The sequence below is a fragment of the Mesorhizobium sp. WSM4842 genome (assembly GCF_055901575.1).
The window spans coordinates 19,871-43,995 of sequence record NZ_CM148372.1; the positions used below are offsets into that span (position 1 = coordinate 19,871).

19 protein-coding genes are annotated in these 24,125 nt (G+C 63.2%); 11 read left to right on the forward strand and 8 right to left on the reverse strand.

From position 1 onward, the window contains the following. Positions 1-148: 148 nt before the first annotated feature. Positions 149-2,251 (reverse strand): bifunctional rhamnulose-1-phosphate aldolase/short-chain dehydrogenase, encoded by a 2,103-nt coding sequence (locus AC0NIE_RS00115; protein ID WP_473483686.1) that lies wholly within the window; start codon positions 2,249-2,251, stop codon positions 149-151. A 192-nt stretch (positions 2,252-2,443) separates the two neighbouring features. On the opposite strand from AC0NIE_RS00115, the gene AC0NIE_RS00120 reads away from it, so the two are divergent. The 7 genes from AC0NIE_RS00120 to AC0NIE_RS00150 all read left to right on the forward strand — a co-directional run bounded on the left by AC0NIE_RS00120 (position 2,444) and on the right by AC0NIE_RS00150 (position 9,572). Beyond that, positions 2,444-3,253, forward strand: a complete 810-nt coding sequence (locus AC0NIE_RS00120) for a DeoR/GlpR family DNA-binding transcription regulator (RefSeq protein WP_473483688.1) — start codon at positions 2,444-2,446, stop codon at positions 3,251-3,253. A 45-nt stretch (positions 3,254-3,298) separates the two neighbouring features. Next, entirely contained in the window at positions 3,299-4,294 is a 996-nt protein-coding gene (rhaS, locus tag AC0NIE_RS00125) for a rhamnose ABC transporter substrate-binding protein (protein WP_029356748.1), read from the forward strand. Between the two features lie 83 nt (positions 4,295-4,377). Further along, positions 4,378-5,919 carry a sugar ABC transporter ATP-binding protein gene (locus AC0NIE_RS00130; protein ID WP_473483690.1) on the forward strand — a complete coding sequence of 514 codons (1,542 nt, stop codon included), beginning with the start codon at positions 4,378-4,380 and terminating at the stop codon, positions 5,917-5,919. Then, complete coding sequence (locus tag AC0NIE_RS00135) at positions 5,916-6,893, forward strand: ABC transporter permease (protein ID WP_123146599.1); 978 nt, start codon at positions 5,916-5,918, stop codon at positions 6,891-6,893. Before AC0NIE_RS00130 ends, AC0NIE_RS00135 begins: the two co-directional genes overlap by 4 nt. Further along, positions 6,890-7,891, forward strand: a complete 1,002-nt coding sequence (locus AC0NIE_RS00140; RefSeq protein ID WP_473483692.1) for an ABC transporter permease — start codon at positions 6,890-6,892, stop codon at positions 7,889-7,891. Before AC0NIE_RS00135 ends, AC0NIE_RS00140 begins: the two co-directional genes overlap by 4 nt. Continuing rightward, positions 7,891-8,208, forward strand: a complete 318-nt coding sequence (gene rhaM, locus AC0NIE_RS00145) for an L-rhamnose mutarotase (protein WP_123146597.1) — start codon at positions 7,891-7,893, stop codon at positions 8,206-8,208. The genes AC0NIE_RS00140 and rhaM overlap by 1 nt, the downstream gene beginning before the upstream one ends. Beyond that, complete coding sequence (locus AC0NIE_RS00150; protein ID WP_473483694.1) at positions 8,205-9,572, forward strand: FGGY-family carbohydrate kinase; 1,368 nt, start codon at positions 8,205-8,207, stop codon at positions 9,570-9,572. Before rhaM ends, AC0NIE_RS00150 begins: the two co-directional genes overlap by 4 nt. 96 nt (positions 9,573-9,668) lie before the next feature. Here the strand turns inward: AC0NIE_RS00150 and AC0NIE_RS00155 are convergent, their stop codons facing one another. The 3 genes from AC0NIE_RS00155 to galE form a co-directional block, all read right to left on the reverse strand. Beyond that, positions 9,669-11,495 (reverse strand): alanine racemase, encoded by a 1,827-nt coding sequence (locus tag AC0NIE_RS00155; RefSeq protein WP_473483697.1) that lies wholly within the window; start codon positions 11,493-11,495, stop codon positions 9,669-9,671. Positions 11,496-11,863: 368 nt separating this feature from the next. After that, on the reverse strand, positions 11,864-13,114 hold the full coding sequence (locus AC0NIE_RS00160; RefSeq protein WP_473483699.1) for a D-amino acid dehydrogenase: 1,251 nt from the start codon (positions 13,112-13,114) through the stop codon (positions 11,864-11,866). Between the two features lie 112 nt (positions 13,115-13,226). Next, positions 13,227-14,222 (reverse strand): UDP-glucose 4-epimerase GalE, encoded by a 996-nt coding sequence (gene galE / locus AC0NIE_RS00165; RefSeq protein WP_473483700.1) that lies wholly within the window; start codon positions 14,220-14,222, stop codon positions 13,227-13,229. Between the two features lie 276 nt (positions 14,223-14,498). On the opposite strand from galE, the gene hemA reads away from it, so the two are divergent. Next, positions 14,499-15,776, forward strand: coding sequence for a 5-aminolevulinate synthase (gene hemA, locus AC0NIE_RS00170; protein ID WP_473483702.1), 1,278 nt, complete (start codon positions 14,499-14,501; stop codon positions 15,774-15,776). 157 nt (positions 15,777-15,933) lie between these two features. Here hemA and AC0NIE_RS00175 read toward each other — a convergent pair whose 3' ends face one another. After that, positions 15,934-17,100 carry a pyridoxal phosphate-dependent aminotransferase gene (locus tag AC0NIE_RS00175; protein WP_473483704.1) on the reverse strand — a complete coding sequence of 389 codons (1,167 nt, stop codon included), beginning with the start codon at positions 17,098-17,100 and terminating at the stop codon, positions 15,934-15,936. 110 nt (positions 17,101-17,210) lie between these two features. Further along, positions 17,211-17,633 (reverse strand): large conductance mechanosensitive channel protein MscL, encoded by a 423-nt coding sequence (gene mscL, locus AC0NIE_RS00180; RefSeq protein WP_473483707.1) that lies wholly within the window; start codon positions 17,631-17,633, stop codon positions 17,211-17,213. A 225-nt stretch (positions 17,634-17,858) separates the two neighbouring features. On the opposite strand from mscL, the gene AC0NIE_RS00185 reads away from it, so the two are divergent. Then, positions 17,859-21,347 carry a PAS domain-containing hybrid sensor histidine kinase/response regulator gene (locus AC0NIE_RS00185; protein ID WP_473483710.1) on the forward strand — a complete coding sequence of 1,163 codons (3,489 nt, stop codon included), beginning with the start codon at positions 17,859-17,861 and terminating at the stop codon, positions 21,345-21,347. A 12-nt stretch (positions 21,348-21,359) separates the two neighbouring features. Here the strand turns inward: AC0NIE_RS00185 and AC0NIE_RS00190 are convergent, their stop codons facing one another. Both AC0NIE_RS00190 and AC0NIE_RS00195 read right to left on the reverse strand, forming a co-directional pair. Beyond that, positions 21,360-22,019 carry a response regulator transcription factor gene (locus AC0NIE_RS00190; protein WP_473484513.1) on the reverse strand — a complete coding sequence of 220 codons (660 nt, stop codon included), beginning with the start codon at positions 22,017-22,019 and terminating at the stop codon, positions 21,360-21,362. A 125-nt stretch (positions 22,020-22,144) separates the two neighbouring features. Continuing rightward, a complete protein-coding gene (locus tag AC0NIE_RS00195) occupies positions 22,145-22,582 on the reverse strand; it encodes a hypothetical protein (RefSeq protein WP_473483712.1) in 438 nt (145 codons plus the stop codon). A 110-nt stretch (positions 22,583-22,692) separates the two neighbouring features. On the opposite strand from AC0NIE_RS00195, the gene AC0NIE_RS00200 reads away from it, so the two are divergent. Beyond that, the gene (locus AC0NIE_RS00200; protein ID WP_473483715.1) at positions 22,693-23,043 is read left to right on the forward strand and encodes a DUF952 domain-containing protein; all 351 of its coding nucleotides are present in this window, start codon (positions 22,693-22,695) and stop codon (positions 23,041-23,043) included. Beyond that, positions 23,040-24,116, forward strand: a complete 1,077-nt coding sequence (locus AC0NIE_RS00205; RefSeq protein WP_473483718.1) for a quinone-dependent dihydroorotate dehydrogenase — start codon at positions 23,040-23,042, stop codon at positions 24,114-24,116. The genes AC0NIE_RS00200 and AC0NIE_RS00205 overlap by 4 nt, the downstream gene beginning before the upstream one ends. Positions 24,117-24,125 lie beyond the last annotated feature (9 nt).

A 24,125-nucleotide genomic window follows, 5' to 3' on the forward strand; every position in this document is an offset into this window, starting at 1 on the left:
TTCGGTTGGCGCTGCCCCTCATCCGCCTGCCGGCACCTTCTCCCCGTATAGAGACGGGGAGAAGGGAAGTGCGCCGGCGCTGGCGACCCCCTCTCCCCGTTCGTCACGGGAGAGGGTAAGGGTGAGGGGCAGCGCCGCCTTCAAACTATTATCGCGTAAAGCTCTGCGCGTTGCCCGCGTCGACGTTGACGATGTTGCCGGTCGACTTGGCCGACATGTCGGAGGCGAAGAAATAGATCGCCTCGGCAATGTCTTCGGGGAATACCGAACGCTTCAGCATCGAGCGCGAGCGATAATGCTCCTCGAGGTCGTCAGTCGACATCTTGTAGGCGGCGGCGCGCTGTTCCTTCCACTCGCCGGTCCAGATCTTCGAGCCGCGCAGCACGGCGTCGGGATTGACGACATTGACCCTGATCTGGGCGTCGGCGCCCTCCAGCGCCAGGCAGCGCGCCAGATGGATTTCGGCGGCCTTGGCAGTGCAATAGGCCGCGGCGTTGGGCGATGCGGCAAGACCGTTCTTGGAGGCGACGAAGACGACGTTGCCGCCGATTTTTTGCGCACGGAACAGCCTGAATGCTTCCCGCGAAACCAGGAAATAGCCGGTCGACAAGATGTCCATGTTCTTGTTCCACAGCGCCAGCGTCGTCTCCTCGATCGGCGCCGAGGTTGCCAGGCCGGCATTCGACACCAGGATGTCGATGCCGCCGAACTCGACCGCGGTCTCGGCGAAACCGGAGATCACCTGGTCCTCTAACGTGACGTTGATCACCACCGGTCGCACGAAATCCTTGCCATAGGCTTTCGCCAACTCGTCATTGGTGCTGGCAAGGGCTGTCTCGTCGATATCGGCCAGCACGACGCAGGCGCCTTCGCGCAGCAGCCGGTTGGCCGTCGCCCGGCCGATGCCGCCGGCGCCGCCGGTGACCAACGCGATCTGGCCGGCAAGCGCCTTCGGCTTGGGCAGGCGCTGCAGCTTTGCCTCTTCGAGCAGCCAGTACTCGATGTCGAACGCTTCCTGCTCGGGCAGTCCAACATAGGTCGACACCGTCGAGGCGCCGCGCATGACATTGATGGCGTTGACGTAGAACTCGCTTGAGATGCGCGCCGTCGCCTTGTCGCCGGCGAAGGTGAACATGCCGACGCCGGGCATCAGATAGACCACGGCGTTCGGATCACGCGCCGGTGGCGAATCAGCATGCTTGCACCTGTCATAATAAGCCTGATAGCCAACGCGATACTCCGCCACGTCGTCGGCGAGGCGGGCAATGACAGCATCGACATCGGGGTCCTTAGGATCGAACTCGATGACCAGCGGCCGGATCTTGGTGCGCAGGAAATGGTCCGGGCAGGATGTGCCGAGCGCCGCGAGCGGGCGCAAATCCTTCGAATTGACGAATTCGAGCACGGCGGGCGAATCGTCGAAATGGCCAAGCTTGTGGCTTTTTTCTGAAATCAGGCCGCGGATCCTCGGCATCAGCTTTGCCGCCACGGCGCGACGCGCCGGCGCGTCGAGCGATTTGACGACTTCCCCACCGAAGATCGGCTTGCCTTCAGACTTGCGCTCGAACCATTCGATCGCCTGGTTGATCACCGAGATCGTCGTCTCGTAGCATTCCTTTGGGGTGTCGCCCCAGGTGAACAGGCCATGGCCTGCCAGCACAACGCCTTTGGCTTCAGGGTTCTCGAGGCAGAATTTTTCCAACCACAGGCCGAGTTCGAAGCCCGGACGCTTCCACGGCAACCAGCCGATCGCGTCGCCGAAGATCTCCTTGGTCAGCGCCTTCGAATCCTTGGCGGCGGCAATCGCGATGATCGCGTCGGGATGCATGTGGTCGACATGGGGCTTCGGCACGAAGGCGTGCAGCGGCGTGTCGATCGAGGCCGCGCGTGGATTAAGATTAAAGGTGCAATGGGGCAAATAGCCGACCATCTCGTCCTCATGCTCGAGGCCGCGGTAGAGACCCTTCAGCGCCCTAAGCTTGTCCATGTAGAGCGTGGCGAAACCGTCGAGCTTGATCGAGGCGCTGTCGCCGCCCGAGCCCTTGACCCACAGCACTTCCACGCTCTCGCCGGTGAGCGGATCCTTTTGCCAGATCTTGGAAGAGGTGTTGCCGCCGCCATAGTTGGTGACGCGCTTGTCGGAGCCAAGAACATTCGAGCGATAGACGAGACGTTCCGGCTCGCTCATCCCCAGGGCTTTCGCCTCATTCCAAAGATTGGCGAGGCGCGTGCCGGAGCGCTTGTCGAGCATAGGTAATCCTCCCGTGACGTGAGACGCGCAAAAAGGCGCGGTCCCTTTGGTCCGAATTTCTACGCAAGCGGCGGCGTTGTCAATCACAAACGATCAACATCGATCATATTGCACTGCACAATGGATTTATCTGATCGGAAATGATTGACACTGCGCGTTTTGAGTGCCTAGATGTGCTGGCAGGGAGGAACCATGCACGAAAAAGAGCGCCACAGGATCATTTTGTCCGCCGTCCAGGAAAAGCCTGTGGTGACGGTGCAGGAGATGGTCGACCTGACAGACTCGTCCGAGGCGACGATCCGGCGCGACATCGCCGCATTGCATGTGCAAAAGCGCCTGCGCCGCGTGCGTGGCGGCGCCGAGGCGATCACCCCACCGCAGTTCATCGGCCTTGCCGGCCGGCCTTTCTCCGTCAACGAGACGATCAACGCTGCGCAGAAGCGGGCGATCGCGCGGGACGCCGTGGAACTGTGCAAGGACGGCGAGCCGATCATCATCAATGGCGGCACCACCACCTTCCAGATGGTGCATTTCCTGACCGGCCGCCGGATGCCGATCTTCACCAATTCCTTTCCGATCGCCGAGCACCTGCTCAAGCACTCCAAGAACACGGTGATGCTGTCGGGCGGCACCATCTACCGCGAGCAGAACATCATCCTGTCCCCCTTCGAAAATGACGTGACGCGCAATTTCTATGCGCGCCGCATGTTCATGGGCGCGCAAGGGCTCGGGCCGTTGGGCCTGATGGAAGGCGATCCGCTGCTGATCCAGGCCGAGCAGAAACTGATCGATCAGGCCGACGAACTGGTGGTGCTGGTCGACTCGTCGAAGTTCCGCAAACGCTCGAGCCTGATCCTGTGCGGCCTGTCGCGCATCGCGACCGTCATCACCGACGACGGCATCGAGGACCGCGAGGCCAAGATGTTGGAGACCGCCGGTGTGACGCTGATCGTCGCCCGCACAACGCTAGGCAATAAGGAAGAATCTTCGCTGCAGGCCTGAGGCCCGCAGCGGCGATGGAATGCAACGCTCAAGGGAGGATATTCGATGAGCTTTCTGAAGAAATTGATGGTCACGGCGGCGTTCTCCGCCGCTATGTTCGTAAATGCGGCCTATGCCGAGAACGTCAAGATCGCGCTGGTGGTGAAGTCGCTCGGCAACGGCTTCTTCGACGCCGCCAACAAGGGCGCCGAAGAGGCGGCCAAGGAGCTCGGCGACGTCGACATCATCTACACCGGCCCGACCAAGGCGACCGCCGAAGCCCAGATCGAAGTGATCAATTCGCTGATCGCCCAGAAGGTCAACGCCATCGCCATTTCGGCCAATGACGCCGACGCGCTGGTTCCGGCGCTGAAGAAGGCGATGGATCGCGGCATCACTGTCATCTCGTGGGATTCGGGTGTCGCTCCGGAAGGCCGCCAGCTCCACCTCAACCCCTCGGACACCAACCTGATCGGCGAGACCATCATCAAGCTTGCCGCCGACTATTTGCCGGAAGGCGGCGATGTCGCCATCCTGTCGGCTTCGTCGACCGCGACCAACCAGAATGCCTGGATCGACGCGGCCAAGAAGGTGCTGCCGGAGAAATTCCCCAAGATCAATCTCGTCGCCACCGTCTATGGCGATGACGACTCGGCCAAGAGCACGGACGAGGCCAAGGGCCTGCTAAAATCCTATCCGAACCTCAAGGCGATCATCGCACCGACCACGGTCGGCGTCGTTGCCGCCGCGCAGGTGGTGACCGACCAGGGCCTGATCGGCAAGGTCAACGTCACCGGCCTGGCACTGCCGTCGGAGTTCAAGAAGTTCATCGACAACGGCGCCAGCCAAGCGGTTGCGCTGTGGAACCCGATCGATCTCGGCTACTCAGCCGTCTACCTCGCCCATGATCTGGCGGTGAAGAAGGAAGAAGCCAAGCCGGGTGCGACGCTGTCGATCGGCCGCGTTGGAAAAGTCACGCTCGACGACACCAATTCGGCTGCGATGGCTCCGCCCTTCAAGTTCGACAAGTCGAATATCGAAGAGTTCTCCAAGATCTATTGATCCTGGAGCCTTCAAGCCGGCGCGGCGGGGCAGAGGTTCCGCCGCGCCTTCAAACGAACCTTGCTTCAGGGCTTGATACGACTATGGACACGACAGCCCAACTCAGCCCGACGACCGAGCAGCCTCTGGCTCCGGTTCCGCGCCTGACCCTGTCAGGCATTTCGAAGAGTTTTCCCGGCGTGCGCGCACTGCACGATGTCAGCCTGTCGCTTTACCCCGGCCAGGTGACCGCGCTGATCGGCGAGAACGGCGCCGGCAAGTCGACGCTGGTCAAGATCATGACCGGTATCTACCAGCCCGACGCGGGTACCATCAGCATCGATGGCCAGGCCGTCACACTGCCCAGCGCCCATGCCGCCTTCGGGCATGGCATCACCGCCATCCATCAGGAAACCGTGCTGTTCGACGATCTGACGGTGGCCGAGAACATCTTTCTCGGCCATGCGCCGCGATCGCGCTTCGGCATCATTGACTGGCGCACCATGCGCAAACAAGCCCGTGAAGTATTGGACACCATGGGCGCTGGCCACATCGACGCCGATGCGCGGCTGAAGGATCTCGGCATCGCCAACAAGCACCTCGTCGCCGTCGCCCGCGCCATGTCGATCGATGCGCAGATCGTCATCATGGACGAGCCGACCGCAGCCCTTTCGCTGAAGGAGATCGAGGAGCTCTTTTTGCTGGTCGAGTTCCTGAAGAGCGAAGGCAAGGCGATCCTGTTCATCAGCCACAAGTTCGACGAGATCTACCGCATCGCCGACCGCTATACCGTGTTCCGCGACGGCGAGATGGTTGGCGAAGGCCTGATCAGGGACGCCGGCCAGAGCCAGATCGTGCGCATGATGGTCGGCCGCGCCGTCGATCACATCTTTCCGCAGCGCAAGGCCGAGATCGGCGCGCCGGTACTCACTGTCTCCGGCCTGTCGCATCCGACCGAGTTCGACGACATCGGCTTCGAGCTGCATAAGGGCGAAATCCTCGGCTTTTACGGCCTCGTCGGCGCCGGCCGCAGCGAGGTCATGCAGGCAATATCAGGCATCACCCGCACCAGCAGCGGCACGATCACGCTGGAAGGCAAGGCGATCGTACCGAAATCGGCGGCGGATTCGATCGACGCCGGCATCGTCTACGTGCCGGAAGAACGCGGCAAGCAAGGCGTGGTGATCGACCTGCCGATCTTCCAGAACATCTCGCTGCCCTCGCTCAAGCGCACGTCCAAATCAGGCATGTTGCGGCTGGCGGAGGAGTTCGCGCTGGCCCGCTCCTATACCGAGCGGCTCGATTTGCGCGCCTCGTCGCTGAGCCAGGATGTCGGCACGCTTTCGGGCGGCAACCAGCAGAAGATCGTCATCGCCAAATGGCTGGCGACAGCGCCCAAGGTGATCATCCTCGACGAGCCGACCAAAGGCATCGATATCGGCTCGAAAGCCGCTGTGCACGGCTTTATGGCCGAGCTCGTCGCACAAGGCCTGTCGGTGATCATGGTGTCGTCCGAACTGCCCGAAATCCTCGGCATGTCCGACCGCGTCGTCGTCATGCGCGAGGGCCGCATCGCCGCGGTCTATGACAACAAGGGGCTCGACGCCGAGACGCTGGTCAAGACAGCAGCGGGGATCGCAGCATGAAGGTCTTCCTCAAGTATCGCGAAGTCTGGCTGCTCGCCGCAATCGTCGTGCTGATCGGGCTGATCTCGATGCGCTTTCCGGGTTTTGCCAATCCGGCCAATCTGCGCCAAGTGTTCAACGACACCTCGATCCTGATGATCCTGGCGCTGGGGCAGATGGTGGTGATCCTGACCCGCTCGATCGACCTGTCGATGGCGTCCAACCTCTGCTTCACCGGCATGGTGGTGGCGATGCTGAACGCCGCGCATCCGGCAATCCCGATCCCGCTGCTGATCGTCATCGCCCTGCTGGTCGGACTGGTGCTGGGCGCCATCAACGGCCTGCTGGTATGGCGGCTGAACATCCCGTCGATCGTGGTGACGCTCGGCACGCTCACCATCTACCGTGGCGCCACCTTCGTCATATCAGGCGGCGCCTGGGTCAATGCCGACCAGATGAGCCCTGATTTCATCGGCCTGCAGCGTGCGGCTTTCCTCGGCATTCCGGTCCTGTCGTGGATTGCCATACTGGCCATCGCCTTGTTCTTCCTCTTGATGACGCGCACCGCGCTTGGCCGCTCGATCTACGCCATCGGCGTCAACCCGACCGCGTCGGTCTATGCCGGCATCGATGTCGGCCGGACCAAATTCATCGTCTTCTGCATCTCGGGGATGATCGGCGGTCTCTGCGGTTATCTCTGGATTTCGCGCTACGTCATCGCCTCGGTCGAGGTCGCCAACGGCTACGAGCTCAACATCATCGCCGCCTGCGTTATCGGCGGCATTTCGATCGCCGGCGGCATCGGCTCGGTCGGCGGCGCGGTGCTCGGTGCGCTGTTCCTCGGCATCATCTCCAATGCGCTGCCGGTCATCAACATCTCACCCTTCTGGCAGATGGCGATTTCGGGCAGCGCCATCATCCTGGCCGTGGTGCTCAACGCGCGCGGCGAACGCCGGCAAGGTCGCATCATCCTCAAAAAGGCGGAAGCGGCATGACCGACACTCCTGCTCCACGCCACATTCCCGACCGGCTCGACAAGCCGCTGAACTCGGCGATCTTCTCATGGGAGGCGCTGCTGGTCGCTGTGGCGGTCGCCATCTTTGCCGTCAACAGCTTCGCCTCGCCCTATTTCCTCGACGCGTGGTCGCTGTCGGACCTGACCTTCAACTTCACTGAAAAGGCGCTGATCGCGCTCGCCATGGCGCTGCTGATCATTTCCGGCGAGATCGACCTGTCGGTCGCCGCCATCATTGCGCTTGCCTCGACGATGATGGGCATGGCGGTGCAGGCTGGCGCCGGCACGCCGGTGCTGGCGGCGATCGGCATCGTTGTCGGGCTCGGCTGCGGCGCCGTCAACGGGCTGCTCGTCACAAGGCTGGGATTGCCGTCGATCGTCGTCACCATCGGCACGATGAGCCTGTTTCGCGGCATCGCCTTCATCGTCCTCGGCGACCAGGCCTACAAGGGCTATCCCTCGAGCTTCGCGTTCTTCGGCCAGGGCTATGTCTGGTGGGTGGTGTCGTTCGAACTGACGCTGTTCCTTGTCGCGGCCGTCATCTACTGGCTCCTTCTGCACAGGACGAGCTTCGGCCGCCGCGTCTTCGCCATCGGCAACAATCCGGTTGCGGCGCAGTTTTCCGGCGTACGGGTCGGCCGCATCAAGTTTACCCTGTTCTGCCTGACCGGCTTAATGGCGGGCATCGCCTCTGTGCTGATCACCTCGCGGCTCGGCTCGACCCGGCCATCGATCGCGCAAGGCTATGAATTGGAAGTCATCACCATGGTGGTGCTCGGCGGCGTCAGCATCCTGGGCGGCGCCGGCAGTATAGTGGGCGTGGTGCTCGCCGCCTTCATCATGGGGCTGGTGACTTTTGGCTTGGGGCTGCTCAATGTGCCAGGGATCGTCATGTCGATCTTCATCGGCCTGCTGCTGATCATCGTCATCGCGCTGCCCATCGTCTGGCGGCGGGTGCGGCGGGAGCGTTTTACCTGATGGCCGAGAAATACGCGTTCAAGATGAAGCTCAATCCCGGCATGAAGGCCGAATACAAAAGGCGCCATGACGACATCTGGCCGTCGCTGGTCGCACTGCTGAAACAGGCCGGCGTTTCCGACTATTCGATCCATCTCGACGAAGAGACCAACATACTGTTCGGCGTGCTGTGGCGGCTCGACGACCACGGCATGGACGAATTGCCGAAGCACCCGGTGATGCAGCGCTGGTGGGCCGAGATGGCCGACATCATGGAAACCAAGCCTGATAACGAGCCGGTGGCGGTGCCGCTGGAAACAATGTTCCATATGGAATGACCCGTCACGTCGCCGTCATCGATATCGGCAAGACCAATGCCAAGGTGGCGCTGGTCGATCTTGCCGGCATGCGCGAAGTCGCGCTGCGCCGTATGGCGAACGCACCCGTTGCCGACGGTCCCTACCCGCATCATGATGTCGAGCTTCTGTGGTCGTTCGTCCTCGACAGCCTCGCCGGGATCAATCGCGAACAGCGCGTCGATGCGATATCGATCACCACCCATGGCGCGACGGGCGTGCTGGTGGACGCTGCCGGTGAGCTGGCGCTGCCGGTGCTCGACTATGAATTCACCGGGCCCGACGCCGTTGCCAAGGACTATGACGCGATCCGTCCGGCCTTCGCCGAGACGGGCACACCGCGCCTGCCGGTCGGTCTCAATCTCGGCGCGCAGTTCTTCTGGCAGCAGAGGAAGTTTCCGGCTGAGTTCGCCAAGGCCGCCGCGATGCTGATGTATCCGCAGTACTGGGCCTTGCGCCTGACCGGTGTCGCCGCCAATGAAGTGACCTCGCTGGGCTGCCACACGGATCTGTGGAACCCCTGGAAAGCGGATTTTTCGACGTTGGTCGACAAGATGCAATGGCGGCGCCTGATGGCGCCGGTGCGGCCGGCGAAGGATCGCCTCGGCCCGATCCTACCCGCGCTTGCGACACGGACCGGGCTCGATCCGCAGACTCCGGTGTTTTGCGGCCTGCACGATTCCAACGCCTCGCTGCTGCCGCATCTCCTGTCGGACAGACCGCCTTTCTCCGTCGTCTCGACCGGCACCTGGGTGGTGTCGATGGCGGTCGGCGGCAACAAGATCGCGCTCGACCCGGCCCGCGACACGCTGGTCAACGTCAATGCGCTCGGTGATCCAGTTCCCTCGGCGCGTTTCATGGGCGGCCGCGAATTTTCAGTGCTGACGGAAGGCCAATCGGAAGACTGGACCGAAGAGGATATTGGGACGGTATTCGCCAGGTCAACCCTGCTGCTGCCGGCGACGCAACAAGGTTCTGGGCCGTTCCCGCATCATACCGCCGCATGGCTCAACGCCGACGGGATCAACAACGGCCAGCGCTTTGCCGCTATCTCTTTTTATCTGGCGCTGATGACCGCAGCCTGCCTCGATCTGATCGGCGCCGAAGGCCCGGCCATCGTCGAGGGCCCTTTCGGCCGCAACCGGCTTTTCATGCAGATGCTCGCTGCGGCGACGGGGCGGGCCGTCATAGCGTCCGAGGCAGGGACCGGCACCAGCATTGGCGCCGCCTTGCTAGCGTCGGACCAAGGAACAGTCCAAGGCAAAGGCGAAAGGATCGAACCGGCCGGCCCAGCCTGGGCAAACTATGGACGCTCGTGGCATGCGGCGGTCGACGCGCAGGGCTGACATTTCTTGAGCATGATCTTTCCCGAACCGAAGGTCAGCGAAGCAAAAACCGGTGTCCACTTTTCGCTGACGCGGTCCTTCGGTTCGGGATCATGCCTAGAGAATCCGCTTGCCGAAAGCCGACATGACGAAATTGACCGTTTCCGTCGCCAATCGCGGTTCGAAACCTGATGTCAGCCCGGAAACATTCATCGACAACAGCCCGCCGGACAGCGCGATGGCCTCCATCGCCTGATGCGTTTCGCGCACCGTGATGCCGCCGGAGCCAGCCGCCCAGCCGGCGAATTCGGTGACATCAGGGGAATAGCTGACATGGAAGCCCTGCGTGCCGGAGGTGGCAATGCGGATCGCCTCGTGCATCACGTCGCGCATGCCCATGGCGTCGATGTCGGTCATGGTGAAGGCGGAGACGCGCGAATCTTTCAGCACCCGGGCCTCGGCCGGATCGGCATGGCGCAGCCCGACGATGACGACGTTTTCCGGCGACAGCTGCGGCTGCAGCGCGCCGGACTTGTGATCGAGGCCGAGCGCCCGCGCCAGCACCGAACGTTCCGGCAGATCGATGCCGTCCTCGTCCTCGGGCATAAGTGCTGCGATGGAATCGATCCAGATCAAACCGAAGGAGTGTGTCGCCCGCGCGGTCGTCGTCAGCGCCTTGTGGGCGATGCGCCGGTCACCGCCGGCGGTAAACCGGACCAGACCGGATGGTGGCCGCTCGATATCGGCCAGCTCGACGACGTCGAAATTCATCGCCTCCAGCCGGGCGCCGGTCGCTTCCCTGGCCAGGATGCCGGCGGCCGCCGGTTCGGCTGATATCGACACCATCTTGCGGCCGGAGAAATCCTCGACGTCGTGCATCGGGGCCTTTTCGACATATTCCGAGGTCATCGCCAGCAGCATGGCGCCATAGCTCATGCGGAAGGCGACACGGTCGCCGACGGCGGGTGGCGGCTCGGCATCGGTCACGTCGAGCAGCAGATGGTCGCTGGAGGCGCCGAGCACCCGCACACCCCTGGCAATCGGCGTCAAACCTTCGACCAAGACGTCCTCGCGGCCGATATTGGCGATGGCGCGCAGCCTGTCGCCCTCGTCGGGAAACACAGGCTGGTTGCCGAAAGCGTCGTAGCCGGATTGGCCGATCGGCCGCGACGGCTTCAGCTTGACCTCGATGATGTCGCTGGTCAGCCGGCAGGCATCGGGTTCCAGTTCGGCCCACGGCGTCTCGCGGAAGGTTTCAACACCACCCTGCAGGATCGCTTCGCCGACGCGCAGATTGTTGATGCCGGCGGGCAGCCTGCCTTCGAGCAGCAGCGTCAGCGACGATGACGCCCCGCCCGATATCCAGTCGAGCCTGGCGCCGGACAGGCGCTCGGTCTTGTAGGCATGGGCGACAAGTTGCCCGAGATTTTCCTCCGTCGGCATAATGGCGCCGAAGCAGCCGAGATTGGTGCCGATGCCGGCGATGCGCACGCCCCTGAGCGCCAGTATCTGCTCGACCGTCGGGATGAGGTCGTTCGGCCAGATGCCTTCCCTGAGGTCGCCAAGATCGATCATCAGCATGATGTCGTGGACGCGGCCCATGCGCTCGGCGATGCGCGATAGCTCGCGGATGGTGGCGAGCTCGGATTGCAGGCTGATGTCGACGGTCCGGACCACCTCCTCGATGCGTGCCATCGGTGGGCTGCGCAGCAGCATGATCGGCGCATTGATGCCGCTGTCGCGCAGCCGGCGGATGTTTTCGAACCGCGATTCAGCGATGCCGGCGACGCCGCCGCGCAGCATGGCACGCGCCACCTGCGGCATGCCGCAGGTGCCCTTGGTAACGCCGAATACCTTGATGCCGGACAGGGCGCAGCGGTCGACGATCGTGCGCGCATTGCGCTCGATACGGCCAAGGTCGATTGCGACTTGCGGTCCGGACATTTTTTACTCAGAAATTGTGCACGGTACTAGGCGCATTTATCTTCTCGGTGTCGTCTAGCTGGCGACAATCAATATGAATCCGCATTGGGGTCGTGTTATGCCGGAAACAAGGGCTCTTGTATGTGGGCACGTCTTTCGCTCAGAGAGGCCCGTCACATTGGTCATTCGTCATCTCGATGGGGAGTGGCAACTAACCTGTGGCGAGCACGATCATCCCGCAGACTGCGGAGATTTCGAAGTTGTCGGCTTCAGGCACCTCACCGCCAGGCAAGGTAATCTGACGCAGATTGGCGAGCTTGAATGCGGCTGGCTTGCCGAATGGGTGCTGGGCAAATGGACCCGGTGCCGACACGACGATTAATTCTCCCTCAATTGACGTAGACCAGCCCTTGCGGGTCGATCTCCGGCTTGCGGCCAGCGACCACATCGGCTAGGAATTTTCCGGAGCCGCAGGCCATGGTCCAGCCGACATGGCCATGGCCGGTGTCGAGATAGAGGTTCTTGTAACGCGCCCGGCCGATGACCGGCACCGAGTTCGGCATCATCGGCCGCAGACCGGCCCAGAGCTCGGCCTTGTTCTCGTCGAAGGCGCCGGGAAAAAGCTCCTTGCCGGTCCTGAACATGGCGGCGAAATCGCTCGGCTTGTGGCTGCGGTCGAAGCCGGTGAACTCGGCGGTTGAAGCGAGCCGCAGCCGGTTGCCGAGCCTGGAATAGGCGATCAGCTGATCCTCGTCGGCGCCGCCCATGGTCGGCCCCTTGCCCTCATCCTCCAGCGGCACGGTCGCGGTGTAGCCCTTGACGGGATAGACAGGCAGGTCGATGCCGTAGCGGCGGCCGAGCAGGCCGCTTTCCGGTCCCATCGAGATGACCACGGCGTCGCCTGCTATCGGACCGGCCGAGGTCATCACCGCGCGCACCCGATCGCCTTCGATGTCGAGGCCTTCGACCATCGTGCCGTAGCGGAATTGGACGCCGAGTTTCTCGGCGGCATAGGCGGCGAGGTTTCGGGTGAATAGGCTGGAGTCGCCGGTCTGGTCGATCGGCGAATAGACGCCGCCGGCTATTCTGTCCCTGGCCCCGGCGAGGCCGGGCTCGAGCTCGACCAGCCGGTCGCGGCCGACGATCTCGATCGGCAGGCCATGCTCGGCGAGATAACGGTAATTGTCGGTGCCGGTATCAAAACTCTGCTGCGAGCGGAAGAAATAGAGAATGCCCTTCTTGCGCTCGTCATAGTGAATGCCGGTGTCGGCCGAAATGGCGTTGATGCAGTCGCGCGAATAAAGCGCCAGGCGCAGCTTGATGTCAGTGTTGGCACGCAGACGGGCTTGCGTGCACTGGCGCAGGAAGCGCAGGCTCCAGGCGAAAAAATAAGGATCGAAGCGCAGCCGGACCTTGATGCCGAGATCGTGGTTGTAGAGCGCGCGCAGGAACGTCTTCAGCGCAGCGGGCGAGGCCCAGGCGGTGGCGTCGCCGGGCGACACCAGCCCGGCATTCGACTGGCTGGTGCCGCGCGCCGCCATCGGATGGCGCTCGATGACGGTCACCTCGTGGCCGTCGCTGGCCAGATAGTAGGCCGCCGCCATGCCGACGACGCCAGCGCCAAGGACCAATATCTTCATGCCGCCCCCAAAGGATCAAATACGGCCGAAACGCCTTCACGCTTCAGCCGCGCAGCTCCTTCAATAGCGCTTCTAAGTTCGATCTACGAGCCCACGGATGAAAACCGGGACTTCAGCTCCGCGCCGAATTCTTGCCGGTCAGGATGCGCTCCCAAGCCAGCGCGTCGGCGACAATCCGGTCGAGGTCGTCGCGCTGCGGGGTCCAGCCGAGTTCGCTGCGCGCCAGCTCCGAGTTGGCAACCACCGCAGCGGCGTCGCCCGGACGGCGTTCGCCGATCCGCACGTCGAAATCATGGCCAAAGACGCGCCGCACGCTGTCGATCACCTCGAGCACCGAATAGCCGTGGCTGTAGCCGCAATTGGCGACGAGGCTTGTCCCGCCGGCGCGCAGCCGTTCCAGCGCCAGCCGATGCGCCGCCGCCAGATCGCTGACATGGATGTAGTCGCGCATGCAGGTGCCGTCCGGTGTCGGATAGTCGGTGCCGAACACCTGCATGAACTGTCGCTTGCCGAGCGCCGTCTCGGCGGCAACCTTGATCAGATGCGTGGCGCCCGGCGTCGACTGGCCGGTGCGGCCCTTCGGATCGGCGCCGGCGACGTTGAAATAGCGCAGCGCCGTATAGCGCAAACCATAGGCAATTGCGGCGTCGCGCAGCATCCATTCGCTCATCAGCTTGGACAGGCCGTAGGGCGATTCCGGTGCAAGGCGGGCATCCTCGCGCACCGGCTCCAGCCCGGCGCCGCCATAGACGGCGGCGGTCGAGGAGAAGATGAAATTGGGCACGCCTTCGCGCACGGCGGTCTCGATCAGCGTGCGCGTCTTGCAGGTGTTGTTCTCGTAGTAGCCGAGCGGGTCGGCGACCGATTCGGGAACCACTATGGAGCCGGCGAAATGGATGATCGCGTCGACATGATTGTCGCGGATGATCGAACCGACCAGTTCCTTGTCGGCGACATCGCCGACGACCAGCTTTGCCTCCGGCGCCACCGCCCACTCGAAGCCGGTCGAAAGCCGGTCTAGGACGACGACGCTGTCGCCCGCGTCCAACAACTCCCAGACCATATGGCTGCCGATATAGCCGGCACCGCCTGTCACCAAAACCGTCATCCGTGTCCTCGCTGCTCAAGATTTATCGGAAACTGTCTCCACACCCGCCTTACTGGAAAGCCTGCTACTAGGCCATTAGTACCATTAGTGTCTGCGGTAACCAGTCTCATCGGCGCGTGGCATCGCCCTGAAACAAAATTCATGCACATCAAGGGAATAGGCCATGATCCGTGGCCGTTAGGAACAGGCTTGGGGCGTGGCATTTTGACCAAAAAGGCCAAGTAGACGTCGAATAGGGCAATGATTATGATCCCTCGCAAAAATTGGGAAGCCGAAATGAACTATCAGCGGTTCTTCGAAGACGCGATCGACCAGCTCCACGCAGAGCGTCGCTATCGCATCTTCGCCGACCTCGAGCGCATCGTGGGGAAATTCCCACGCGCCATCTGGCGTGCCAACGGCCGCGCCCAGGAAATCACGGTCTGGTGCTCCAACGACTATCTCGGCATGGGCCAGCATCCAGACGTCATCGCCGCGATGCAGAACGCCGCCGGCAAGATGGGATCTGGCGCCGGTGGCACCCGCAACATCTCCGGCACCAGCAACCCGCTGGTCGAGCTCGAACTGGAACTGGCCGACCTGCACGACAAGGAAGCCGCACTTGTCTTCACCTCCGGCTTCGTCTCCAATGAAGCGTCGATCTCGACCATTGCGCGGCTGCTGCCCAACTGCTTGATCGTCTCGGACGAGTTGAACCACGCCTCGATGATCGAGGGCGTGCGGCGTTCGGGCGCCGAGAAGAAGATCTTCCGCCACAACGACGTTGCGCATCTCGAAAGCCTGCTGCAGGCAGCGGGCCGCGAACGCGCCAAGCTGATCGTCTTCGAGAGCGTCTATTCGATGGATGGCGACATCGCGCCGATCAAGCAGATCGTCGATCTTGCCGAGCGCTACAACGCCATGACCTATATCGACGAGGTCCACGCCGTCGGCATGTACGGACCGCGCGGCGGCGGCATCACCGAGCGCGAAGGGCTGGCCGACCGAATCGACATCATCGAAGGCACGCTGGCCAAGGCGTTCGGCACGCTCGGCGGCTATATCACCGGCACGAATGCGGTGATCGATGCCGTGCGCTCCTATGCGCCGGGCTTCATCTTCACCACGGCGCTGCCGCCGGCCATCGCCGCCGCGGCGACCACGTCGATCCGCCATCTGAAGCGCTCGCAGGCCGAACGCGACGCGCAGCTGCGCCAGGCGACGCGGACCAAGCAGGTTCTTACCGCCGCCGGCCTGCCGGTGATGGACTCCGCCACCCACATCGTGCCGCTGCTCGTCGGCGATCCCGAGCTCTGCAAGATGGCCAGCGACCGCCTGCTCGGCGTCCACGGCATCTATATCCAGCCGATCAACTACCCGACCGTGCCGCGCGGCACCGAACGGCTGCGGATCACGCCGACGCCATTCCATTCGGATCAACTGATCGCGGAACTTCAGGACGCTCTGGTCGAGACCTGGGATGCCTTGGGTATCTCTTACGGTTCTGCGGGCCGGCCGGCGGTGAGGGAAAGCGACCGCGTCATTCCGCTGCTGGTGCCGAAGTCGGGCGGCTGATCTTCAGCCGAGGGCATGATGGCGGTTTCCGCTCCCGGTGCCGTCTTGTTCTTCGACGCCGCGGCATTCGAAGGTCACGGCATGGATCCATGCCGTGACGTTGGCCGAGGAGTGCAACGGTTCGCGCTGTCCGACCTGGCGCGAACCTCAACAAACCTCACACACTCGTCATCCACTTCGCCAGCCGGTGTGCGGCTTCCTCGAGCTGGTCGAGGCGGCGGTGGAAGCACAGCCTGAGGAAGGCTTCGCCGCCGGGACCGAATGCGGTTCCGGGCGCCAGGCCGACATTGGCGCGGTCGACGATGTCGAAGGCGGCGGCGCGTGAATCGGTGATGCCGTCGACCGCGAAGAACAGATAGAAAGCCCCCTGCGGCACGGTGAAGCGTGCCTTGCCGGTCGCAGCCAGGATGCCGCAGACCAGGTCACGCGCCGCCCTCGCCCGCTCCACCTGCTCAACGATGAAGGCGTCACCCTCGTCGAGGGCGATGACCGCGCCGCGCTGCATGAACTGGGCAACGCCTGAGGTCGAATACTGGACCAGGTTCTCGAACACCTGCTGCAGCGAAGGATGGGTCTTGATCCAGCCGACCCGCCAGCCGGTCATCGCCCAGTTTTTGGAAAAACTGTTGACGAACAGGATGCGATCCTCGTCGGCCATGATGTCGATGAAGGACGGCGCGCGACTATCGCCGTAGTGGAACAGCGAATAGATCTCGTCGGCGATGATCCACAGGCCTCTTTCGCGGGCAAGGTCGAGGATCGCCTGCAGCGTCTCCCTGTCGGCGGTCCAGCCGGTCGGGTTGGACGGCGAGTTGACGAACAGCGCCTTTGTCCTTGGCGTGATCGCCGCCTCGATCTTGCCGACGTCGCAGGACCAGCCATTTCCGGACTGGTCGAGCGTGACAGCGACCGGGACCGCGCCCGCCACGCCGGCGGCTGCGGCGAAGTTCGGCCAGGCCGGCGACAGATAGACGAGTTCGTCCCCCTTCCCTGCGACGGCATCGATCGCCAGCTGGATGGCATGCATGCCCGAGCCGGTGACGATGAATTCTTCCTCGGCGAAGCTCTTGCCGAAATGCCTGACGTAGTAGCGGGCGAGCGCCTGCCGCAGCTCGGGGATGCCCTTCTGCCAGGTATAAAAGGTCTCGCCGCCGGCCAGCGCCCGGGCAGCGGCATCGGTGATGAAGGCGGGCGTCGGCAGGTCGCCCTCGCCGGCCCAGAGCGGGATCATGCCGTCGCGGTCGCGGCCGCGGTTCATGACGGCGACAATGCCGCTTTCCGGCGCGGCCCGGGCCTCGGCGCGCAAATTCTCGATCAGGGTCATGGATAGATCCGTTTTCGTCTTCTGGACAGCTAGCGTGTTTTACGACCGGCGAAAATAGAAAACCCCGGCCGCAAACGGCCGGGGTTTTGGTCCAGAGATCTTGCCCTGCGCTATTTCCTGGCGAGGAGATCGCGAATTTCGGTGAGCAACGCAACATCGGCCGGCGGAGCGGCCGCAGGCGCAGCTGGCTTCTCACGATCCAGACGCCTGCGCAGATTGTTCACGGCCTTGACCATCAGGAAGATGATGAAGGCGAGGATGATGAAATTCAGCGCCACGGTGATGAAACTGCCATAGGCGAAGACCGCGCCCTGCTTCTTGGCCTCCGCCAGCGACGTGGCGTTGACTGCTGAGGACAAGGGCAGGAAATAATTGTTGAAGTCGAGTCCGCCCAAAATCGCTCCGATGATCGGCATGATGATGTCATTGACCAGGGAATCGACGATCCTGCCAAAGGCGGCGCCGATGATGACGCCGACGGCCAGGTCCATCACATTGCCCCTGGAAATGAATTCCTGGAATTCTTTCAGCATCCGACCCTCCTTGTCCTGGCGGCCAGGCCGCTGCCCGCTTCGTTCGGCCCAACTGGCACAATAGCAAAAACCTGCGGTTGCAGCATCGGCAAAAGACCGGTACCGGCCAAAAATTCCCGAAGCCGCAGCCAACCTGCGCCGAAAGCCGCGATGGACTTGATCGCCAAGCTGTGATTGCGTCTCAGCAGGCCGGAAGCAAAACCGGCAAGGGAGGATTATAGGGCCGTGCAGGGCTGGTTCATCGTCATCATCGCGATCGCCTATGTGACGTTGCTGTTCGTCATCGCCAGCCTCGGCGACCGGCGCTCAACGACATCCGGGCCCGACCGGGCCCGGCCCTTCATCTATGCGCTCAGCCTGGCGATCTACTGCACCTCCTGGACGTTCTTCGGTTCGGTCGGCCTTTCCTCCGAGCGCGGCCTTGAATTCCTCGGCATCTATATCGGCCCGGTTCTGGTGTTCGTGTTCGGCTTTCCGCTGCTTCGGCGCATCGTCAGGCTGGCCAAGACAGAGAAGATCACTTCGATCGCCGATTTCCTCGGCGCCCGCTACGGCAAGAGTTTTGCCGTTGCAGCGATCGCCACGCTGATCGCGACGATCGGCGCGGTGCCTTACATGGCGCTGCAGTTGAAGGCGATTTCCGGCTCGGTCAGCCTGATGGTCGAGCATTATACCGGCTCGCCGCCTTCCTTCGATCCGTTCGTCAGCGACATCTCGCTGGTCGTCGCCATGCTGCTTGCGCTGTTTGCGGTGCTGTTCGGCACGCGCCACGCCGACGCCACCGAGCACCAGGATGGGCTGGTGCTGGCAATAGCGGTGGAAACCGTGGTCAAGCTCGCCGCCTTCCTGGCGATCGGCCTGATGGTGACGTTCCTGATCTTCGGCGGCCCGGGCGATATGGTCGACAAGCTCGCCGAGAATTCGCAAGTTCAGCAGGCGATGAGCTACAGCACCTCGCTCGCCACCTGGCTGGTGCTGACATGTTTGAGCGGGTTCGCCATCATCATGCTGCCGCGCCAGTTCTACGTCACCATCGTCGAGAACCGCAGCGAGGCCGAGTTGCGTACCGCAACATGGGTATTTCCGAGCTATCTGGTGGCGATCAATCTTTTCGTGCTGCCGATCGCGCTCGCCGGCTTGGCGCTGGTCGGCACCAAAACCAGCAGCGATCTCTACGTCCTGTCGCTGCCGCTGCTCAGCGGTCACGATCTGTTGGCCATGGCGGCGTTCATCGGCGGCCTGTCGGCGGCGACCGCGATGGTGATCGTCGAAAGCGTCGCGCTGTCGATCATGATCTCCAACGACCTCGTCATTCCGCTGTTTGTTCGCCGCCTGCTCAAGACCACGACATCCGAGAACGAGGACTGGTCAGCGCTCATCCTGAACGTGCGACGTGCGGCGATCTTCATCATGCTGTTCATCGCCTTCCTCTACTATCGCGAGAGCACCGACAGCGCGCGGCTCTCCTCTATCGGCCTGATGTCGTTCGCCGCGATCGCGCAGTTCGCGCCGGCCCTGATCGGCGGGTTGATCTGGCGCGGCGCCAACGGCAGGGGTGCGGCACTCGGCATGGTCGCCGGCATCGTCGTCTGGAGCTACACGCTGCTGCTTCCTTCGCTCGCCGCGTCCGACACCGGCATTGTCGTCCACGGCCTGTTCGGCTTCGAGGCATTGCGGCCGCAAGCGCTGTTCGGCACCATCGCCGAGCCGCTGAACCACGGCGTCTTGTGGAGCCTGTCGATCAACACGCTGTTCTTCGTGCTCGGCTCGCTGTCGCGCGCGTCGGTGCCGCTGGAACGCATCCAGGCGTCGATCTTCGTGCCGCGCGAGGCGAGCCCGATGCCGAGCCTGCGCCGCTTCCGCACCACCGTCACCGTCAACGACCTCAAGGACACCATCGCGCGATATCTTGGCGTCGAACGCACCGAGCGGTCCTTCCAGTCGTTTGAAGAGAGCAGCGGCGCTTCGCTGCACGGCAACGAACAAGCCAGCATGGACGTCATCCGCTTCTCCGAGCAGCTTTTGGCGAGTGCCGTCGGCTCCTCCTCGGCGCGGCTGATCCTGTCGCTGCTGCTGCGCCGCAACGACCGCGAATCCAAGGATGCCTTCCGCCTGCTCGACGACGCTACCGAGGCGCTGCAGCACAATCGCGACCTGCTGCAGATCGCGCTCGACCAGATGGAACAAGGCATCACCGTCTTCGACAGGGATTTCCGGCTGATCTGCTGGAATCGCCAGTATCGGGCGCTGTTCGACCTGCCCGACGAGATGGGCCAGGTCGGCGTCTCGCTCGACCGCATCCTGCGCCACCTGGCCGAGCGCGGCGACATTCCGGCCGACCAGCGGGTGGCGATGCTCAACCGCCTCACCAGTTTCGTCAGCCCCTGGCAGATGGAGCTGAAGACCAGCGGCCGCATCCTGGAGTTGCGCTCCAACCCAATGCCTGATGGCGGCATCGTCGCCACCTATGCCGACATCTCAGGACGCGTCGAGCAGGATCTGGCGCTCAAGCGCGCCAATGAATCGCTGGAACAACGCGTCAAGGACCGCACCGTCGAATTGACCCGCGTCAACGAGGAACTGGCACAGGCGCAGATGCTGGCCGAGGAGGCCAATCTCGGCAAGACGCGGTTCCTTGCCGCCGCCGGCCACGATATCCTGCAGCCCCTGAACGCCGCCCGCCTCTATTGCTCGTCGCTGATCGAAAAGGCCGGCAAGGGCCCGACCGGCAAGGCCGCAAACAACATCGAATCTTCGCTGGAATCGGTCGAGACCATTCTCGGCGCGGTGCTCGACATCTCCCGCCTCGATGCCGGCGCGATGAAACCGGACGACACCGTCTTCAGCCTGGACGAGCTGCTGCGGCAGATCGGCAACGACTTCCAGCCGCTTGCCGCCGAGAGGAAGCTTGGCCTGACGATCATGCCCTCGTCACTCAGCGTGATGACGGATCGCAATCTGCTACGCCGCCTGATCCAGAACCTGGTGTCCAACGCCATCAAATACACGCGCCGCGGCCGCGTCCTGGTCGGTGTGCGGCGGCGCGGCGAACTGGTCGAGATCCAGGTGATCGATACCGGCATCGGCATTGTCGCCGACAAGCTAAACACGGTTTTTCACGAATTCACCCGGCTCGATGAGGGCGCACGCGAAGCTGAAGGCCTCGGCCTCGGCCTCTCCATCGTCGACCGCATCGCTCGCGTCTTGCGCCTCGAAATCCGGATCTTTTCAAGCCCGGGCAAAGGCACGCGCTTTTCCGTCATCCTGCCGGTCGCGGCAGCGCAGGAGCCACGGCGCGTGGTCACGGCGAAAGCGCCGGTCCGCACTGCTGCTTCGCTTGCCGGGCTTCGCGTGCTCTGCATCGACAACGATGCCCGTATCCTCGACGGCATGCGCCTGCTGCTCGAAGGCTGGGGCTGCAGCGTCGACACGCTTGCCGGCTCGGGGGATCTCGAGCGATCCGGAATGCGTCGACCCGACATCGTGCTTGCCGACTACCATCTCGACGGCGAGACCGGCCTTGATGCGATCGCCAAACTGCGCGCCATCCACGGCCAGGACATGCCGGCCGTGCTGGTCACCGCCGACCGCTCGAGCGAGGTGCGCGCCAGCGCCGGCAGGCTCGACGTGCCGGTGATCAACAAGCCGCTGAAGCCGGCGGTGCTGCGCTCGATGATGGCCAGGGTCAGGCCGCTGGCGTCGGCGGCAGAGTAGAGCCGGAAGGGGTCAACCCGTCGCCGGCAACGGGTCGCTGCCGATCTTCGACAGCAGGATCACCGCCTGGGTGCGGCTGTCGACGCCAAGCTTCTGCAGGATGGCCGAGACATGCGCCTTGATCGTCGCCTCGGAGACGCCGAGTTCGTAGGCGATCTGCTTGTTGAGCAGCCCTTCCGCCAACATGCCGAGCACGCGCGTCTGCTGCGGCGTCAGCGTCTGCAGCCGCTTGATCAGATCGGATATCTCGGGATCGCGCTCGACGCCGAGATCGATGCCCGCTGGCGCAGCGATGTCGCCGGCAAGCACCGACTGCACGGCGCTGCGGATCTCCTCCATGCTGGCCGATTTGGAGATGAAACCCGAAGCGCCGAGGTCGAGCGCGCGCCGGATAGTCACCGGGTCGTCATGTGCCGACACCACCACCAGCGGCACCGTCGGATGGATGCCGCGCAGCGAGATCAGGCCGGAAAGGCCGCTAGCGCCCGGCATCGACAGGTCGAGCAGCACCAGATCGACGTCCTCATTGGCCACGACCAGCGCCTTGGCGCTTTCGAAATCGCCGGCCTCGTGAATGCCGGCGACGTTGCCGATGCCGGCAAGCGCCTCTCTCAGCGCACCGCGAAAAAGCGGATGATCGTCGGCGATGACGAAAGTGTAGCCCGACGGCACATGGCCCTCCCCAAATCCCATTGATGATTGTCTGCTTCTTACGGGATCAGTCGAACGATTATGCGGCGATATCAGCCGTTTTCAAGCGCAAAGCTATGCGCCGGGTTTCCCCGGTGAACGGTTGCTCAGGTTTTTTGCGGATTGGGCTTGGCGGCATCCTCGCCGCTATCCTTTTCCATGTCCTTGACGATGCCGATGAAGCTGCGCAGGAAGCGCTCCATATAGCTCATCGTCTTGTTGAAATCCTCCTCGCTGGGCAATGTCGACTCAAAGCGGGCGGCAAGCGAGTTTTCGAGCTTGACGACGCGCTGGTCGAGCGCCTTCACCGAATTTTGCAGCCGGTCGATCTCGTCCTGGAAGGCGGCGCGTTCATCGGCCGCCATCTTGCAGACGAGCTGGCCGGAACGCTCCTCGCAGATCGACATCGCACCGGTCTGCGTGTCCATGCGGACATAACCGGTGGCCGACTTTTCCAGCCGGTAGCGTTCGGTCTCCTCCGAAAAGGCTGATGCCGCGACGAGCGAGACGAGTGCTGCGGGAATCAAGACGTGCTGCGGACGCATATTGTCCTCCATGGGCCAGTAAGCGCAATTTATCGCATGTTTGCGCCGGAAATGGGGAAGAACCCTGGCCCGCTCTTTCCCGTATGGTTGGTTCGGACTATAGCGCAACCATGTCTCAGATTATCTACAAGATAGTGCCTGAAGCGTTGTGGCGCGAGGCCGAAAGAAATGGCCGCTTCACCGGCGCGCCGATCGACGTCGCCGACGGCTTCATCCATTTTTCCACCGCCGGCCAAGCCAAGGAAACGGCGGCAAAACACTTTGCCGGCCAGACCGGGCTGCTGCTGGTCGCGATTGATGGAGCCAAACTCGGTGATGCGCTGAAATACGAGGTCTCGCGCGGCGGTGCGCTGTTCCCGCATCTTTACGGCCCGCTCGACCTCAAGGCCGTCGTCTGGGTGCAATCATTGCCGCTCGGCACCGATGGCCTGCACCAATTCCCGGCGCTGGAGGCCGAATGAGCGTGCTCGACCGGCTCGGCCAGAGGTTCCTGTTCGCATTCGATCCGGAAGCCGCCCACGGCCTGTCAATCGCCGCGCTGAAATGCGGGCTGCCGGTCACCCGGCGCCCAGTGCGCGACGACAGGCTGAAAGTCAGCGTCTGCGGCATCGATTTTCCCAATCCGCTCGGCATGGCTGCCGGCTACGACAAGAACGCCGAGGTTCCCGATGCGCTGCTTGGCCTCGGCTTCGGCTTTGCCGAGGTCGGCACGATCACGCCGCTGCCGCAGGCCGGCAACCCGAAGCCGCGCATCTTTCGGCTGACATCGGACGAGGCGGTGATCAACCGGCTGGGCTTCAACAATGAGGGCCACGAGGCCGCCGAACAACGGCTTGCCGCCCGCAAGGGCCGCGCCGGCATCGTCGGCGTCAATATCGGCGCCAACAAGGACAGCACCGACCGCATCAGCGACTATGAACGCGGCGTTGTCAGGTTTGCGCCATACGCCAGCTATCTGACGGTCAACATCTCCTCGCCGAACACGCCGGGTCTGCGCAACATGCAGGCGCGTGAACAGCTCGGCGAACTCCTGTCGCGCGTCATGGCCGCACGTACGGCAGCTGCAGCGCAGCCGCCCGTCTTCCTGAAGATAGCGCCGGACCTGGTCGAGGCCGAGTTGGAGGATATCGCCGCCGAGGTCACCGAGAAGGCAATAGACGGTGTCATCGTCTCCAACACCACCATCGCGCGGCCGGGGCTGCGCAGAGCCGATCTTGCCGGCGAGACAGGCGGGCTTTCGGGAAAGCCGCTGTTCGAGCGCTCGACCATCGTGCTGGCCAAGATACGCAAACTGCTTGGCCCGGACCGCGCCATCATCGGCGTCGGCGGTGTCGATTCCGCTGAGACGGCACTTGAAAAGATCCGCGCCGGCGCCGATCTCGTCCAGCTCTACACCGGCATGATCTATGCCGGGCCGGCACTGCCGGGCCGCATTCTTGCGGGGATGGCGCGTTTTGCGGATATGCAACGGCTCAAGTCGCTGCGCGAGTTGCGCGATAGCAGCCTCGATCAATGGTCGTCCAAGCCGCTCTGACCCGAAGTC